Here is a 17,525-nt window from a genome sequence, read left to right as displayed (position 1 = left end):
GTCCTTTCCTCTTTTTGCTAAAAGAATATGGCTGAAACAATACTGATAATAGATGATGAAAGCGCAATCAGGCGGCTGCTTGAGATAACACTCCAGTCTGGCGGCTACACTATTCTGGAAGCCACCACCGGGAAAGACGGACTGATGATGGCGGCCAGTCATAATCCGCATCTGGTCATCCTCGATCTGGGATTGCCCGATATGGACGGCCAGATGGTTCTGAAGAAATTGCGCGAATGGTATGCCGGACCTGTTATCATCCTTTCGGTACGCAGTTCGGAAGAAGATATTGTAAAAGCTCTCGATAGCGGGGCCAATGATTATCTTACCAAGCCGTTCCGTACGGGCGAGCTGTCTGCCCGCGTACGTTCATCACTCCGTTTTTCGGCACAAGCCAACACCGTGCACTCTGTTTTTACATTCAACAATCTGGAGATTGACGCCGTGAATCATATCGTCAAAAAAAACGGCGAAGTGATAAAACTTACCTCCACCGAATTTTCTCTATTAGCACTGATGGCAAAAAATGCAGGGAAAGTTCTCACTCACACTTTTATCCTGAAAGAGATATGGGGTTATAGCTACCTGGAACAGACACAATATCTGCGGGTGTTTGTCGCCCAGTTAAGGAAGAAGTTAGAAGATAATCCCTCCCTGCCTGTCTACATCATTACAGAATCGGGTATCGGCTATCGTTTCTGCGAATAGAATCGAAAATTATATTTTTCGGGCTCTCCAGTTTCCGAAATGGAAATAGAGGTAGCACATCGTACCAAGTCCAAGCCAATAGACGATTTCGGACATCCAGGCAATCGCCACCGACCAGTGAAATACAAAGTTCACCACATAGTTATAGGCCATATAAACCACCAGCGTTGTCATATCAAAAAGCAATGCCATGCGTGTATTTCCGGTTCCGGATAGAGCGTTGAACCATATACAGCCGAAAGCAAAAACAAACAACACCCCACAGAACACATACATCGACGGGACAGCCGCATTGACTAATTCGCTGTTATCCGTATAAATGGAGGCTAGTAATTTTGGGAATAATGCTGCAAAAACAGCAACCGGAATCACCGCTCCGAGCGCCACACGGAATTGCCTTCGGATGGTAGGCAGTACCTCTTCCTGCCGGCCTTCGCCTATCAGATTACTCACAATGGTGCTGATGGTTTGCCCGAATGCCATCACCGGCAGTCCCAACAACGAGTAGAGACTACGGATAATATTTGAAATAGCCAGCGGACGCTCACCTGTTTGTTCAATAAACATAAAGAACAAGAACCAGGTTGACACAGACAGAAAGATCTGCATCATTATAAACAGGGAGATATCAAGAATCTGACGAACCGTTTGCCAGCTAAACCGATGCATCTCAAACAATCCGAAGCGCTTTGTATCAACGGCTTTCCATGTATAGATAAAATAAAACAACGTGGTAGCTGCTTCTGCAATGACCGACGCCAGCGCTGCCCCTCCTATACCAAGGCTTGGTAATCCCCAGTGTCCGAAGATTAACGGATAGTTTAGCAGAACATTCACACCCGTAGTGATAAACGCGCTCAATGTCAGCACCTTTGTCCGCATCACACCCACATAGAATGCCCGAAACATCAGGTTGATAAACGCAAAGAAGAAACCGAAGATGCGGAAATTGAGGTATTCAATAGTGGCATTGCAGACAGCGTGCGAATGAACAAAAGAGCGCATCAACGGGGCTGCAAAAAAGAAACTGAGCAGAAAAACGAATAGCGCCAGCAGCAAGGTGAAAATCATTCCCTGATTGAACACTTCGCCTATCTGACGATAATTTTGTTCGCCATTACGTCTGCCAATCAATATTTGCGAGCCGGAACTGAAGCCCATTCCCACCACAAACACGGCAAGGTAAAACACACCGGCCAGAGCAGATGCGCCAAGTTCCACCTCTCCCACTCTTCCCAGAAAAGCAGAGTCGGTAAGATTTACCAGATTCTGCGCCAATAGCGTCAGAATTATCGGATAAGTAAGATGCCAAATATGTTTGAGGTTGTACATAGAATCAATTTTCTGCAAATATAAAGTGAAGTCGTCTCTATTTTTTGTTAGATTATAATGTTGCTCCTAACGGAGCTCTTTGGTGCATCTTAATCAAATTTTTCTACCTCCCGATAGCTATCGGGAATCGCTTCTCAGAAGCTAAAAAGGCTCCGTTAGGAGCAACATTATGGTAGAATCATTCAAATCCAACAATCAAGAGCTCCGTTAGGAGCGTAATTATGCAAAATCAAGACAACTTCAGTGATAAGACAAGAAAAGAGCCGACAAACTCAATAGCCTGTCAGCTCTTTTGACCGGCGAAACACTTTCTGAGTGGTTTCGCCAACAATCAGAAGTGATTATTTATTTTGTACCAGCAGCCATGCGTCGGCGAAACGCGACTGTAATTCTACTTTTGCACTGGTTGCCTGAGCATAATCGTCATAAGAAGCAATAATTACACGGTACATATTGTTTTCGTTGACAACAACTGCCGGATTTTTTCCTTCTTTTTTCAATGTTGCAGCAAGGTTTTGAGCGTTGAGCTGACTACCAAAGCTACCTACTACCACATGATATTTTTTATTCACCACATCCTGGTTGGTCTCTGTTGCAATAGGCTTGAAATTTTCTTTACGAACATTTTCCTTTCCTGATACAGGATTCGAAGGAACCTGAGCCTGTGTTGCCGGAGCAGCAATCACTGATGATTGTTGTTCTGTCGACTGAGCTTTCGCGTAGATACCTGCCGGATGTGTGGTTTTGCAGGAAACAACCAGAATAGAAGGCACAATAAGAGCCAAATAAATTAATTTCTTCATCGTCATAGAATTTAGAGTAAAAAGCTTTTTACAGCGTACAAAATTGCAAATTTCTTGTGAGATTAACAAGAACTTATTAATAGCCCAGAATTTTAAGCATCGATTTGTAGCTTTGCTCTTTAGCAAACAGTTTAGTAACATATTCTCCGTTTTCATCCAGATCAATCACCACCACTTTCGGAGCCGGGATCAAACAGTGCTGTATGCCTCCGAACCCGCTGAGTGATTCCTGATATGCTCCCATATGGAAGAACCCGATGTATTGTTCGGTATCTTCTTTCATTGTCGGAAGGAACACCGCATTCGAATGAGCCTCCGCATTATAGAAATCTTCGCTGTCGCAGGTTAATCCACCCAGGTGAACGCGCTGATATTCAGAATCCCAGTTATTGATGGCAAGGAAAACGTAACGCTGGTTGATGGCCCAGGTATCGGGCAACGTTGTCATAAACGAACTGTCGATCATGTTCCACAACTCACGGTCGTTCTGCTGCTTCTGGTTGACGATAGAATAGAGCATTGCGCCGCTTTCGCCGACAGTATACGAACCGAATTCGGTAAAGATATGTGGCTCTGGCACCTCGTTTTGTGTACAGATTGCTTTGATCTGAGCGACGATTTCTTCGGCCATGTAATCATAATCGTAAACGAAGTCGAGGTGTGCCTGAATGGGGAAGCCACCACCGATATTCAGACTGTCGAGCGACGGACATATCTTCTTCATTTCGCAATAAAGATTGACCGCCTTGTTCAGTTCATTCCAGTAGTAAGCCGTATCTTTTATTCCCGTATTGATAAAGAAATGAAGCATTTTGAGCTCCACCTGAGGATTGTTCTGAATCTTTTCACAATAATAAGGAATGATGTCATTATAGCGGATACCCAATCGTGATGTATAGAAATCAAACTTGGGTTCTTCTTCCGAAGCAATTCGGATACCTACTTTGAATTGAGGTTCAAACTCATTGAGTAACAAGTCCAGTTCGAACTTGTTATCAAGTACCGGAACTACATTTTCAAAACCAAGATTTATCAGATTCTGGATGTTCTCAACATAATGAGGACGTTTAAATCCATTACATATCACAAATGTGTCAGGTTTAAGTTGTCCGGATTCAAACAAAGATTCCAGAATGTTTATATCAAAAGCCGATGAAGTCTCAATGTGAACTCCGTGCTTCAGCACCTCTTCCATCACAAAAGAGAAATGCGAACTCTTGGTACAATAACAATAGTGATAATCCGCATTGTAATCCACCTTTGCCATTGCCACGTTAAACATACGGCGCGCCCGCTGTATCTTCTTGGCAATGCTTGGCAGGTAACTAACGCGCAGCGGAGTTCCGTACTGCTTGATAAGATCCATCAGAGGAACACCATACCAGTAGAGTTCGTTATCCTCTACAGTAAACTCTTCGTTTGGGAATTCGAAGGATTGTTCAATTAAATCGACATACTTGTTTTTCATCCGAATATCAATTCTCTAAAAGAATAAATAAAATAAAAAGACAATTTATAAATAACAAACAGAAAATCCAACTCACTTGGATTGATAAAAAAAATCCAATCTAACTCACACGGATTTCACAAAAAGAAATCCACCGACTAAAATTGGGCTACAAAAGTACAAAATATTATCGGATTCAGTTCATTAGCTTATTTAAAATAACAAGTCAAATCGAATAACATTTATAAAAAATCATAGCGCATTCGGAGTGTATATTACAAAACCCTGCATAACAAACAATTCACACTTAAATTCCATCTAACTCCTCTGTAACATTCGCCCCTTCGGATCGGAAGTTGAGCACCCGGCACGATGGGACTGCTAAGTCCTTAATTGACTGAAAGTCATATTTACTTCAGCCCAATGGCGAAGCCTTGGGTACAATGCGAACAAACAGATTTAAGTCCTGTAAGGACGGCTTAAATCGCCCTTACAGGGCTCAAAATCTGCTTTATCAGGAAACCCAACGTTTCGCTTCGCTTTACGTTGGGCTGAATTGAAAATCGGCAGAGCTAAATAAGCCACCACTCCATGGTTAGTATCGAAACCCATCCACAGCAAACCTCTAACTGACAACAAAAAAGGGGAAAATGCGGATAAAACCACATTTTCCCCTTTCGGACGTATACGTTAACTACCGTATCTTAGCAAGTTTCAACTTCTTTGTTGATTTTCTTCACAAGACCCTGAAGAACTGTGCCGGGGCCGAGTTCACGGAACCAGCCTGCGCCGTCAGCTATCATATTCTGAACGGTTTGTGTCCAGCGTACCGGAGAGGTCAACTGCGCAATCAGGTTTTGTTTGATTACTTCAGGATCTGTCTGAGGCTGAGCGTTTACATTCTGGTAAACAGGGCAAACCGGAGCTGAGAACTGTGTACGGGCAATAGCTTCTTCGAGTTCAACACGAGCCGGTTCCATCAACGGAGAGTGGAATGCACCACCAACCGAAAGAACCAAAGCACGTTTGGCACCGGCAGCTTTCAGCAACTCGCAAGCTGTCTGGATTGCTTCCACTTCACCGGAAATAACCAACTGACCCGGACAGTTATAGTTAGCAGGAACCACAACGCCTTCAACCGAAGCACAAATTTCTTCCACTTTAGCGTCTTCAAGACCAAGAACAGCGGCCATTGTAGAAGGTTGTTTTTCGCAAGCTTTCTGCATAGCCTGAGCACGGGCAGAAACCAGTTTCAATCCATCTTCGAATGAAAGAGCACCTGCTGCAACCAATGCTGAAAATTCGCCCAAAGAGTGACCGGCAGTCATTTCCGGAGCAAATTCTGCACCAAGGGTTTTCGCCAGAATAACAGAATGAAGGAAAATTGCAGGTTGCGTTACTTTTGTCTGACGCAAATCTTCGTCAGTTCCTGCAAACATTAAATCTGTGATACGGAATCCCAGAATTTCATTTGCTTTTTCAAAAAGTTCCTTTGCCAAAGGATTGTTATCATACAAATCCTTACCCATTCCTACGAACTGGGCACCCTGACCGGGAAATACATAAGCTTTTTTCATACTATGATAATTTTCTTAAGTTTAGATTAGGTGCTTTCTCTTCGGATCAAACCGTCAAGAAGCACGGTAGGCTAAAGTTATTTATTTATGCAACAGGCAAATACAGAATAACACAGACGCTAAAACAGCGCCTTTTTCTGTCCAACCCGAAAGCGGCACAAAGATACGGATTTTTCTTTAATAGGAAGCGAATCTCTGCATCGCCTGAGCAGCATCAATCTTAGGACACACCTATCAGCTCATATATATAAAATATTATTTAAGCTAATTAGTGTATTTTGGAAGGATTTTCGTAGATTTGGAACGGAAAATTTTATCGCCGTTTGGACCGAAAAATAAGGCTCCTCTCTTCCTCTATTTCATCGTGTGGGCAAACCGAGTGGTAGCAACGAGCCATTAAAAAGAACGGAATTAAATTTCAAAGGTATAAATCAAAGCTTTTAACCCCCACAAAATCGACCTCTAACGATAAGAAACAACAAAAATATCTGAACATGAAAACAAAAATTATTTTATTATTTTTTTGGGTCCTGTTATCAAACAGTTGTAACATACAAACCAAAAAAAATTTCGAAAACCTACAACAGGACATTTTTGACAAGTTTTTGAGTGCACAAAACAATTTAGAATCATTGCAAACAAATGATATTCAAAGGAAGGAATTCAATGAAAAGTTCGAGACTCAATTAGCTCATTTAATTGACTCTATTGGAATTTTTGTAAATTGGAAAGGTGAGATAAAAGATATTAAAACGAATGAAGTAGGTGATTTTACTCAAATAACTTTTTCAATAAATTACAAACCAGAACAATACAGAGAGGTATCATTCTTTTGCACCTACAATATAAAGACAGAAAAGAAAGACTCTGACTCACTGTACAACAAATTAAAAGGAATATCAGACTATTCTACAGTATATTTTGATGGCTTCATAAAAAGAAAAAATGATGACAAAATTTCTTATGACTATGGAGAAATGCATACAACTTATCCAAACTACCAATTCAACATTTTAGATATTGGTTTGACTTCAAGAAAAGATAATTTGTCTACACCACTAAAGAATGCCATTACCATTGACTTCAAAATTATAAATCTAATGAAGCAAAACTATCTGAAAAAGATTTCTGATAGAGAATATAAAGAGAATACGAAAATGCTAAATTTCGATCAAGCTCAGGCGAAACTCACAGCTGCAGAGAAAGTATACAGTCAGAGAATAAGACAATATCTTGTTGATGACTTTATGAACGAATAAATTGCCAAACCCGCACATTGTAGCGTTAGCCGATTCAGGTTCGGCGTATGGCTCTGGCCTACGTCGGAGTGATGATTAAAATAATGATTGAAATCTGAGGCAAGTTGTTATTGGGTGATGCGAGCTCCGACTCGCATGTAATAACTCTCAGCGATTTAAAAATAGCACCTTGCTGTCGTTGACCGTTGGTTCGCTGCACCCTTTCCCAGAGCATGCAAAATAGATTGAAGTAGCTGACGCACGATATCAACAACAGCGTCGCAAGCATAAATTAAACCAATTTCAGTTCTCCAAAAAATTCAGGGCGATGAAAATCGGGCGCAGGTGTTGTGATTGGATTCCAGCTTAAATAGTGCTGAAAGGCTGTATCATCGGCACACTTGTAGAAGTTACCCAATATCTTTTCGGGTAAATTTTCAGGATCAATACCAAGTAGCGAGAATGGAATGGCAACTGTGAGCTCCCATTCGAACATGCCTTCCAGTTCCTGAAAAGCTTTTGTACCGATAGAGGGATAACGCAAGATCTGTTGCAACTCTTCCGGAGTGCGCAACTCCGACTCATGACGGGTAATATGTTTGGCAGAATAGCAGGTACCGATACAATTGAATTCAAAATTCATGTAACCATTCTGATCGGCTCTTTTGCAGAAAAATTCCACGCAACTGTCTTTCCATACCGGCTGCTGATCTTTGCTATAAACTGCGCAAAGAACATTGCCACAGACCGTATATTTTATACATATTGCAGATGCGGAACGCGCAATGCGGAATGAAGTAATTGGTTTATAGGGATATCGTTCCGGCCAGTTTATACTGTCGATACTTCCGGCACTGCCTTCTTCCGTAAGAATATCGGCTACCGACTCTATGGATGCATCATCCAAACGATCTACATAGGGAACATTAATTGTCTTCATCGCCTCCACATTTTAAATACCTAACACACAATCAGATAAAAAATTATCATCGAATTAATTATCTGTTCTGCACAATAAGAACTCGTCAGGGCTTTTCTTAGGCACTATATTTTATTCTCAATTTCACCTTCCGACCCCTCCTAACCTCCCCTAAATGGGGAGGAATTCGTTCTCAAAACAAGAAAAAATTGCACATTATACAAAGTTACAGCCCCCATTTTGGGGGTTGGGGGTCACAAAACAAAAAGTCAAGATGACTTCTAAATATTGTTGAGAAACAGATATGCAATGATACAATTTTTTTAGCTAAAAAAAAAGTGGCTTTTTGTGAATAAGAAAAGATAAAGTATTATGACTAAATTAGTCTTTTTGACAAAAAATCGCCTGTTTTCTGCCTCCAAACATCGTCACAGCAAACAAATAAACAGATCCTCCATCAGACAAGCCAAACTTCTTCCTGATTTCTTCGGGTTTCGAGGGGAAATTACGCACCGCAATATTCGCTTTCCTATCCGACAGATTTTCCCTCATCGTTTGCTTATTCATCGCACCGGAAGACACAATACGGAATACCCTCCCGGGAAAGTCGGACAGCAACACATCCGAAGTATAAAGGTGCGTATCGGGATGCAATTTATTCAGGCCGAAACGCTTGCCTGTCAACCGAAAAGCACCGGCTTTCATAATAGCCGCATTCGGTTCATAGAGATAAGCAGAAAGAGTTTCCGCAAAATCGACGACAGACTGCGATTCTTCTTCCGGAGTGAAAGAAAATGAAGAGTGACGCTCCGCATCCAGATTCGCGCAAGTGATGGAATATGATGTAGCACCCGGGCTGCATTCAAAAAGCAGTTCCTTACATTCATTTTTCACGGCAACCACGTGCACCCGGCTCACACAACCCAGCTCTTTCACAGCTTGCGTAATATCTAGCATGGGAGAGGCTTTGACAAGAATTTTATCCGCATATTGCCATAAAACGGACAAAGCAGATGGCACATCGGGTTCGCAATCGCCCAGTCGGATCACTTTGTTTTTATTTCCATCGCGACGAGCCGGATCAATATAGATGCAATCGAAACGACGATTCGCCTTCGCCAGAAACTCAATACCATCGTCACAATAAGATTTCACCGCGGCTCCGCATACGCTGAAATTATGAGCCGCTATTTGCTCTAATTCGACATTACGCTCTACGTAACAATATCCCGCACTCTGAGCAGACATAAATATGGCGTCAATCCCTAAACCTCCTGTCAGATCAGCAACGGAAAGACCTGCCACCAATGACGCTTTGTATTGCGCCGTCAGCTCCGAAGAACATTGCTCCATCGAGAGCTTAACCGGATAAATAAAATCTTCGTTTTCTACGAGTGAGGGAAATTTCTCTTTCGCTTTACACCGGCCTTCTATCTGTCGCACAGCAAATTCCACATCGATGCCCGGATATCGGGATGATGCAAGCAACAGCTTATGAGTATCATCATCGGCATGTTGACGTATAAAAGACTTTAGCTGTTCGTCCGGTTGAATCATATGCCTACGCCGGAATTATTTCTTACACACGTAAATACTGGCCTCATAGAGCAGAACGAGAGGAATACATACCGCAATCATTGAGAAAGGATCGGCCGGTGTGATAATACCTGCCAGAATCGCAATAATTACCACTGCATGGCGGCGGTACTTACGCATAAATTCACGTTTCAGAATACCGAACTTCGAAAGCAGGTAAACCAGAATCGGCAGTTCGAAAACTGCGCCGATACAGATCAATGTGGTTGTAAACAGGCTGATATAAGAGCTCAGCGATACCATATTTACAATATCGGGACTAACCTGATAGGTGAAGAAAAAGCGTATCGCAATCGGGAATATCAAGCTATAAGAAATCAGTACTCCGAGAAAGAAAAGCAAGCCTCCGGAAACAAAAGTCCACACGATTGGACGCCGTTCGTTCGGATAAAGTGCCGGGCTCACAAAACGCCACAATTCATATGCAATATAGGGAAGAGAGAGGATGAGTCCCAGCCAGAAAGCGATGTTAAGGTGCACCATAAACTGGCCGGTAAGTTCGTAATTGACCAGTTTTAGGTTGAAATCCTCAAAACGAAGTGATGAAATATGCAGGTTTTGTCCAATGATATCCAGCCATTTGTACATGTAGAATGTGGAGTTTTTTGGAGCAAATATGACATCAAACACCCATTCTTTTGCACAAAAAACCGCCACCATCATCAACACAATAGCTACCACCGCTCTGAAAAGCGTCCACCTCAACGCTTCCAAATGGTCCCAAAACGTCATTTCCTGTTCTTCGTTTTCCACACTCATAGTCTCATTATTATTCAACTTTCGCAAGCATTGCAATTTAGCTTGCCTCAAGGGATTAATATATTATAATTATGCACCAGTTGCAGCACAGATATTCAAAAAAAAACAATTCTTCACCATTCTTAATTTGTTCTTTGCCTGCGGCAGGTCTTGCTTTTTGACGCAAAAAGCAAGCAAAAACAGTGACGGTAACGAGTTACGAGTTCTATGTGTCCTTAAAAAAATAAACACATATCACATAAAAGAACTCGTTCGCTCGGCCATGAATCTTGACTTTTCATAATTACGCTCCTAACGGAGCTATTGATCGTTAACATTGAATAATTCTACCATAATTTTGCTCCTATCGGAGCATTTTTTAGCTTCGGAGAAGCGATATTATGGTAGAAAATCTTGATCAAGATGTGTCAAAGAGCTCCAATAGGAGCGAAATTATAATCTAACAAAAAATCGAGACGACTTCATTATAAAATGTCTGTAGTTGGCCTACTCACTCAAACAGCTTTCCGTCGGTTTGGTATCTTTGTTTACCCTTCGGGCCTGGTTTTGCCAACGATTATAAAAACTATACGGTTCTATTTTTATGCAGATTGCTTAAGCGGGTTTGAAGGGGGTTGATCGGCAAATCGCCTTATTATTCAACCACCTGCATACCAATTAATCTGTCGTAGCGCTCGCCCCAACCACGGTAATAGGCATAAATCACATACTCGTTGCGGGTTTGCCACAAACTTCCTTCCATCGGCTGCAAGGAGCCCGAGGTCTCCCCTTTTTTCACAAAGGCATACATATAGTTGTAGCCGCCCTGCTTTAGCAAAACGGTTTGTTCATAAGCGCTGTGCTGGGCATTATACTCCATCCGCACACTCCGGTCGAAAAGATTGTAATTCAAATCGCCCAGAACATACAAAGAACCGTCAAAAAAGGGCTTCTCGGTCGGTATCGTGAAATGCACAAACATATAATCCGCATTCACAGAGTCAGCTTCATCATTTTGCAGATTAATGACGAATCTTCCATTTGCATCTTCAATCTTTTCATATGGTTTTCCGGCCCTGGAGTTGTCCGGAAGCAAAGTGGCATGGTAATACGGCGCATGATATTTAATATTATCCACTCCATTGCCAAAGGTATAGATGGAAGAGCAGTCGAAGTTCCGGTACTCATTGCCACCTTCAAAAATCAAAGCACGGTTATTGACATAGCTTTGTTTGGAAGAGGTCGTATAAGACGGCTGAACCCCCAACACCTGATTATCGCATCTGCCATTTTGACGAATCAAAATCTTCAGTTCCGAGAACACGTCTTTAATCGGAAAGCGGCTGTTATCGACAGAGAAATCGATCTGCTGGTAACGACGGTTAATCTCCATGTCTGTATTTCCTCGAATTGTACCTTCGATAGACACTTTCGGTTCCACCACGGAGAAACACGCCACAGCAACTACTTTATCGGGATTATTATCCTCGTAGATGGTCACCCGGTAATTCCCTGAAATCTTAAATTTCACCTGATCGTTTGGAAACCTGATTGCATAGTGAGTATACAAAAAGGTGGTATTGAAGGAGGACTCAAAATCATTTATCGTTCCGGTGGATGAGCCGTCAATGGCTTCCATTTCGGTGATATTTGAGAGTGTCCAGTCTGCATTGCAATGCCGAATTGAATAGTAATAATTTTTCCGGTCATGCGACATCTCATCAAATTTCACACAGATCCGATCCGTATCATCCAGGCGAATAACCGGCAAAGAGAGCTTCTGTCCGTCAATACCGACCTGCAGAGTCTTTATATTTTCAGCCAACGGCATGGTTCTGTAGTGTTCCTGCGCTGACACACATAGCGTTGCTACAAAAAAACATACAAGCAAAAGACGTTTCATCCGACACTGTTTAAGATTATGAGACTACTGTTCTGTATCCGACTCCCCATTATCATCCAATCTTTGCAAAATTAAGGTATTTATGCCATATCAAAATACAAAACACAAAAAAAGCTGCCGGCATTTTCATCACCGGCAGCTTCAACATATTATCCTTTAATAAAATTACAAATCCGTAATTGGTTTGTGCTTCGGAACCAAAAGTTTCATGCACAGGAAAGCGAGCAGGTAAGCAAACGCACACACTCCGAACATAATTCCGTAGGCTGTAGAAACATTAGAAGAGATCAATTCTTTTGCATGATCCAGTGCCTGAGGACTAACAACCACTTCTTTCAGGTTGTCGATCTTGATTTTGTCGAGCGGAATCTGAGCTGTTTCCTGAATCAAACCCTGTGCCTTGGCCAAACCAACGCCAATGGCGCGATAATGGTCTTCCAGGCGACCTGCGATTTGTTGAACGGCAACACCGCCCAAACCACCAAATGCTGCACCGATACCGGTTACAGTACCAACTGCTTTTTTCGGGAACATATCAGAAACAGTTGTAAACAGGTTAGCCGACCAGGCCTGGTGAGCAGCTCCTGCAATACAAATAATGGCAATGCCGTAAACGATACCGAAACCGGCCATCGTTTGAGTAAGCAGCAACGACAACGGAGCGACAGCAATCAGCAACATCGAAGTCATACGGGCTTTGTATGCCGCCCATCCTTTGTTCATAAACGACATTGGAATAGAACCTCCGTAAACAGAACCGATGATAGCAATACCGAACACAACAAAGTTGGATATCATTACACGCTGAGCTGTTTCTGCCGGGCTCAAACCTACGCAGAACTGTTGTTTGACGTAAGTTGGCAACCAGAACAAAAGGAACCACCAGATACCATCGGTCAGGAACTTACCAACTACAAACGACCAGGTCTGACGGTATCCGAGCATTTTACCCCATGAAATTTTCTGACCATGGTTAGCTGCGTCATCGTCTTCTTTTGGTTCGTCTTTGTCGCTGTGAATATAATCGTATTCTGCCTGTCCGAGTTTCCCTTTTTCCAGCATCTTTTTAGGAGTAGAATAGAAAATACTCCAGAAAATCAGCCAAAGGAAACCAATTACACCGGTAATGATAAAAGCCATTTGCCATCCATGCAGGCTTCCGAGAAACTCGGAGCCGCTTGCCCAGGTGAGCAAACACCATGGAACGAAAATAGCACAAATCATAGCACCGATATTAGATCCCGAGTTAAAAACCCCGGTTGCAAGTGCTCTCTCTTTTTTAGGGAACCATTCAGCTACTGTTTTAATGGATGCCGGAAAGTTTCCAGCTTCGCCTGCTCCGAAAATGCTTCGTGCAATGCTATGTGCAATAAGCGATTTACCCATCAAAGAACTTGCGATACCGGCAACTGACCACACCACCAGCGAAATTGCAAGGCCTACTTTCGTTCCGATTTTATCGATAATCCATCCTGCCACCAGCGTAAAACCGGCGTAGAATGCTGTAAAGACAGAAGTAAGGGTAGAGAATTCTGTCGAACTCCATCCAAATCCTTCAGGAGAGCAGAAATAATCTTTCAGGAACCCGATCACATTTCTGTCCATGTAGTTCACAGTCGTGGCAAAAAGAAGCAAAGCAGCAATCGTCCACCTGTATTTTCCAACTTTTTCAGTAACTGAAGTCATAATTGTTTATAGATTTAAGTATAAAGGTGAAAGCGGAAAATGGGAGTACCACTTTCCGCTTAGAATATTATTTGCGAACTTTTTTAATGATTGCCAAAGCATCGCTGCAAAGTTTGGTAATACCAGCCCAATCCTGAGCTTTGATCAAATCGGCCGGAAACAGATTTGATCCCATGCCTACACAGGTAACACCTGCATCAAACCAACCTTTCAGGTTTCCTTCTTCCGGTTTTACACCGCCGGTCACCATCAGTTGCGACCAGGGCATCGGAGCTTTCAAACCTTTTACGAAGCTAGTACCCAACACATCGCCGGGGAATACTTTACAAAGGTCACAACCCAGTTCCTGAGCGAAACCAACTTCTGACACAGAGCCACAACCCGGAGTGTACGGTACCAAACGGCGGTTTGCCACTTTTGCCACATCGGGATTGAACAGCGGACCCACGATAAAGTTAGCGCCCATCTGAATATACAACGTTGCCGCAGGAGCATCTACGATAGAACCGATACCCAAAATCATTTCGGGACATTCTACAGCAGCAAACTTCACCAAATCACGAAATACTTCGTGAGCAAAGTCGCCACGGTTTGTAAATTCGAAAGCGCGAACGCCACCTTCATAACATGCTTTGAGCACGTTTTTAGCCACTTCAATATCCTTATTGTAGAATACCGGAACCATGCCGGTTTCTTTCATAGCAGCCAAAACCTGTATTTTTGAAAATCTTGCCATAATAGTATTTACGATTTATTCATTTACAATTTACGATTGACTCCTCGTATCTCAGTCATTGTTTTTACTCAGACGAATAGTCAATAAAAATGGTCAATTATCTTGAAACACGTCCCGAGCCGTCACCTTTCATCAGGTTTTCTACTTCAGGAACAGTAACCAGGTTGAAGTCGCCATAGATAGTATGTTTCAGGCAAGATGCTGCTACTGCAAATTCAAGTGCTTTCTGATCGTCGTTTGTGTAAGTCAGCAAACCGTAGATCAAACCACCCATGAACGAATCGCCACCACCTACGCGGTCAACGATGTGAGTGATATCGTAATCTTTGGATACTTTCAGAGAACCTTCAGAATACAAGCAACCTCTCCATGTGTTGTGGTTGGCATTGATAGAGCCACGCAATGTGATAATCACTTTTTTAGCACGTGGAAATTTAGCCATCATTTGAGTACAAACCGATTCGAATTCAGCTGCATTTACCTCGCCACCTGTGTGTTCTACATCAAAACCTTCGGGTTTGATACCGAATACTTTTTCTGCATCTTCTTCGTTACCAAGGATAACGTCGCAACCTTCAACCAATGCAGGCATAACTTCCGATGCTGTTTTGCCGTATTTCCAGAGGTTCTTACGGTAGTTCAGGTCACATGAAACGGGAACGCCTAATTTGTTGGCCACTTTGATAGCTTCTAGGCAAGCATCGGCAGCACCCTGCGAAAGAGCCGGAGTGATGCCTGTCCAGTGGAACCAGTCGGCACCTTTCAATACCTCTTCCCAGTTAATCATACCCGGGGTAACTTCGGCAATTGAAGAGTGAGCACGGTCGTAAACCACTTTGCTTGCACGTGCCACAGCACCGGTTTCGAGGAAATAGATACCTACACGGTCACCACCACGCACTACATTATCGGTTTTAACGCCATACTTGTGCAATTCGCTTAAACACCACTCTGCGATGTCATTTTTAGGCAAACGGGTAACGAACTGAGCGTCCATTCCGTAGTTAGCCAAAGATACGGCAACATTAGCTTCTCCACCACCAAAAGTAGAATTGAGGTGTGTTGCCTGACAAAAACGTTCGTAGCCCGGAGTGGCCAAACGAAGCATAATCTCTCCAAAAGTTACAATTTTCTTACTCATTGTATTGATTGTGTATTTGATTAAATTGGTCTGCCAATTTTGCGAATGCAAAGAAACTGCTTTTTTCCCAATTAAGCAATAACAGATTGTTACAAAGAACCATCACATTATTAGAATTGTTCAGCTTTTGAATGCTTACAGTTTCTTTACATTGCTTTCAGCGATAAATCAGAATTTGAAGAAGTTATTAGCGTTGTTGTAGCTGATATCTTCTACCATCTGACCCAAAAATGCCAGTTCGCTTGCCGGTAACTTACCTTTTTCTACGTCTGTACCAATGAGGTTACACAGGATACGACGGAAATATTCGTGACGAGGGTAAGAAAGGAAGCTGCGGGAGTCGGTCAGCATACCTACGAAACGGCTCAACAGACCTAAAACGGAGAGTGAGTTCATTTGAGCAGTCATGCCGATTTCCTGATCGAGGAACCACCAGCCTGAACCGAACTGAATTTTACCGGCAACACTACCATCCTGGAAATTGCCGATCATGGTAGTAATCAAATCGTTGTCGCGTGGATTGAGGTTGTATAGGATTGTTTTGGCCAGCTTGTTGTCAGTATCAAGACGATTGAGGAATTTCGACATCGCTTTGGCAACTGTAAAGTCACCGATTGAATCGAAACCGGTATCAGCACCTAAACTTTTGAACAAACGGCTGTTGTTATCACGAATTGCACCGTAGTGGAATTGTTGTGTCCAACCTGTTTCCCAATCCATCACCGCAAATTCAACCAACATTGCCGATTTGAATTTTACAATTTCTTCTTTGGTCAACTCTTTGCCACCATACACTTTGTTGAAGATGGCATCGATTTCGGCCTGAGTATAATCTTCGGCATAGAATTCTTCGATACCGTGGTCGCTCAGTTTACAGCCTACCGATTCGAAGAATTTATGGCGTACGCGCAACGCTTCGATTACATCGGCAAATTTGGAGATAGAAACTCCGGAAACAGCAGCCAGCTTTTCGATATAAGCACGGAAATTAGCAGGGCTCTCTACTGCCATTGCTTTGTCAGGACGCCAGGTAGGAAGAACTTTCACTTCAAAGCCTTCGTTTTTCAGAGCAATATGATATTCGAGAGAATCAACAGGATCATCGGTGGTACAAACAACCTTTACGTTGCAGCGTTTCATCAGGCCACGTGCAGAAAACTCGGGAGTACGCAGCTTAGCAGTACATTCGTCGAAGATTTCTTTGGCAGTTTCGGGTTTAAGCAGCGTGTTGACACCGAAAACCGAACGGAGTTCGAGGTGAGTCCAGTGGTAAAGCGGGTTACGCATGGTGTAAGGAACCGTAGCTGCCCATTTTTCAAATTTTTCCCAGTCGGTAGTATCTTTTCCGGTGCAGAAGCGTTCTTCAATACCGTTGGTACGCATAGCACGCCATTTGTAGTGGTCGCCTTCGAGCCAAATTTGGCCCAGGTTATCAAACTGGCGGTCTTTCGCAATAAATTCAGGGTTAAGGTGACAGTGATAGTCAATAATCGGCATTTTAGCCGCATGCTCATGATACAGTTGTTGCGCTGTTTCGTTGTCGAGCATGAAGTCTTTGTCCATGAAAGCTTTCATACGTATTCTGTTTGTATTATTTGGTATTATAATTAGATTCTAATTATCAATGCATTAGCACCGCAAGCACATTTACCGTGTTCGAGCACGAAGATAAGGATAAAATTTCAGAACATACTTCGTTTC

14 protein-coding genes are annotated in these 17,525 nt (G+C 42.7%); 2 read left to right on the top strand and 12 right to left on the bottom strand.

Annotated elements, in window-relative coordinates; genetic code table 11:
• Nucleotides 1-27 precede the first annotated feature (27 nt).
• Nucleotides 28-708 carry a response regulator gene (locus PJIAN_RS05475; protein WP_068702902.1) on the top strand — a complete coding sequence of 227 codons (681 nt, stop codon included), beginning with the start codon at nt 28-30 and terminating at the stop codon, nt 706-708.
• A 9-nt stretch (nt 709-717) separates the two neighbouring features.
• On the opposite strand, the gene PJIAN_RS05470 is transcribed toward PJIAN_RS05475, so the two are convergent.
• The 4 genes from PJIAN_RS05470 to fabD all read right to left on the bottom strand — a co-directional run bounded on the left by PJIAN_RS05470 (nt 718) and on the right by fabD (nt 5,867).
• The gene (locus PJIAN_RS05470; RefSeq protein WP_101750730.1) at nt 718-2,040 is read right to left on the bottom strand and encodes an MATE family efflux transporter; all 1,323 of its coding nucleotides are present in this window, start codon (nt 2,038-2,040) and stop codon (nt 718-720) included.
• Between the two features lie 341 nt (nt 2,041-2,381).
• Nucleotides 2,382-2,843, bottom strand: a complete 462-nt coding sequence (locus PJIAN_RS05465; RefSeq protein ID WP_172795576.1) for an SPOR domain-containing protein — start codon at nt 2,841-2,843, stop codon at nt 2,382-2,384.
• Nucleotides 2,844-2,919: 76 nt separating this feature from the next.
• Complete coding sequence (locus tag PJIAN_RS05460; protein ID WP_068702899.1) at nt 2,920-4,311, bottom strand: type III PLP-dependent enzyme domain-containing protein; 1,392 nt, start codon at nt 4,309-4,311, stop codon at nt 2,920-2,922.
• Between the two features lie 683 nt (nt 4,312-4,994).
• Nucleotides 4,995-5,867 carry an ACP S-malonyltransferase gene (gene fabD / locus PJIAN_RS05455; protein WP_068702897.1) on the bottom strand — a complete coding sequence of 291 codons (873 nt, stop codon included), beginning with the start codon at nt 5,865-5,867 and terminating at the stop codon, nt 4,995-4,997.
• Between the two features lie 494 nt (nt 5,868-6,361).
• Between fabD and PJIAN_RS05450 the strand changes: the two genes are divergently transcribed.
• Nucleotides 6,362-7,126: a hypothetical protein gene (locus PJIAN_RS05450; protein WP_068702895.1), complete on the top strand. Its 765-nt coding sequence runs from the start codon at nt 6,362-6,364 to the stop codon at nt 7,124-7,126.
• A gap of 271 nt (nt 7,127-7,397) precedes the next feature.
• On the opposite strand, the gene PJIAN_RS05445 is transcribed toward PJIAN_RS05450, so the two are convergent.
• From PJIAN_RS05445 to uxaC, 8 genes are all read right to left on the bottom strand, one after another.
• Nucleotides 7,398-8,045 (bottom strand): carbohydrate-binding family 9-like protein, encoded by a 648-nt coding sequence (locus PJIAN_RS05445; protein WP_068702894.1) that lies wholly within the window; start codon nt 8,043-8,045, stop codon nt 7,398-7,400.
• Between the two features lie 360 nt (nt 8,046-8,405).
• Nucleotides 8,406-9,581 (bottom strand): THUMP-like domain-containing protein, encoded by a 1,176-nt coding sequence (locus PJIAN_RS05440; RefSeq protein ID WP_068702889.1) that lies wholly within the window; start codon nt 9,579-9,581, stop codon nt 8,406-8,408.
• A gap of 15 nt (nt 9,582-9,596) precedes the next feature.
• Nucleotides 9,597-10,379 (bottom strand): twin-arginine translocase subunit TatC, encoded by a 783-nt coding sequence (gene tatC / locus PJIAN_RS05435; protein WP_068702887.1) that lies wholly within the window; start codon nt 10,377-10,379, stop codon nt 9,597-9,599.
• Between the two features lie 634 nt (nt 10,380-11,013).
• The gene (locus PJIAN_RS05430) at nt 11,014-12,261 is read right to left on the bottom strand and encodes a type IX secretion system plug protein (protein ID WP_084252285.1); all 1,248 of its coding nucleotides are present in this window, start codon (nt 12,259-12,261) and stop codon (nt 11,014-11,016) included.
• A gap of 165 nt (nt 12,262-12,426) precedes the next feature.
• On the bottom strand, nt 12,427-13,947 hold the full coding sequence (locus PJIAN_RS05425; RefSeq protein WP_068702883.1) for an MFS transporter: 1,521 nt from the start codon (nt 13,945-13,947) through the stop codon (nt 12,427-12,429).
• A gap of 67 nt (nt 13,948-14,014) precedes the next feature.
• Nucleotides 14,015-14,683, bottom strand: coding sequence for a bifunctional 4-hydroxy-2-oxoglutarate aldolase/2-dehydro-3-deoxy-phosphogluconate aldolase (locus PJIAN_RS05420; RefSeq protein ID WP_068702881.1), 669 nt, complete (start codon nt 14,681-14,683; stop codon nt 14,015-14,017).
• A 97-nt stretch (nt 14,684-14,780) separates the two neighbouring features.
• Nucleotides 14,781-15,824, bottom strand: coding sequence for a sugar kinase (locus PJIAN_RS05415; protein WP_068703217.1), 1,044 nt, complete (start codon nt 15,822-15,824; stop codon nt 14,781-14,783).
• A 168-nt stretch (nt 15,825-15,992) separates the two neighbouring features.
• Complete coding sequence (uxaC, locus tag PJIAN_RS05410; RefSeq protein WP_068702875.1) at nt 15,993-17,399, bottom strand: glucuronate isomerase; 1,407 nt, start codon at nt 17,397-17,399, stop codon at nt 15,993-15,995.
• Nucleotides 17,400-17,525: the final 126 nt, after the last annotated feature.

Origin of the sequence: Paludibacter jiangxiensis, assembly GCF_001618385.1 — a bacterium.
In the GTDB taxonomy this organism is placed as follows: domain Bacteria; phylum Bacteroidota; class Bacteroidia; order Bacteroidales; family Paludibacteraceae; genus Microbacter; species Microbacter jiangxiensis.
This window is presented reverse-complemented; position numbering and strand designations above follow the sequence as displayed.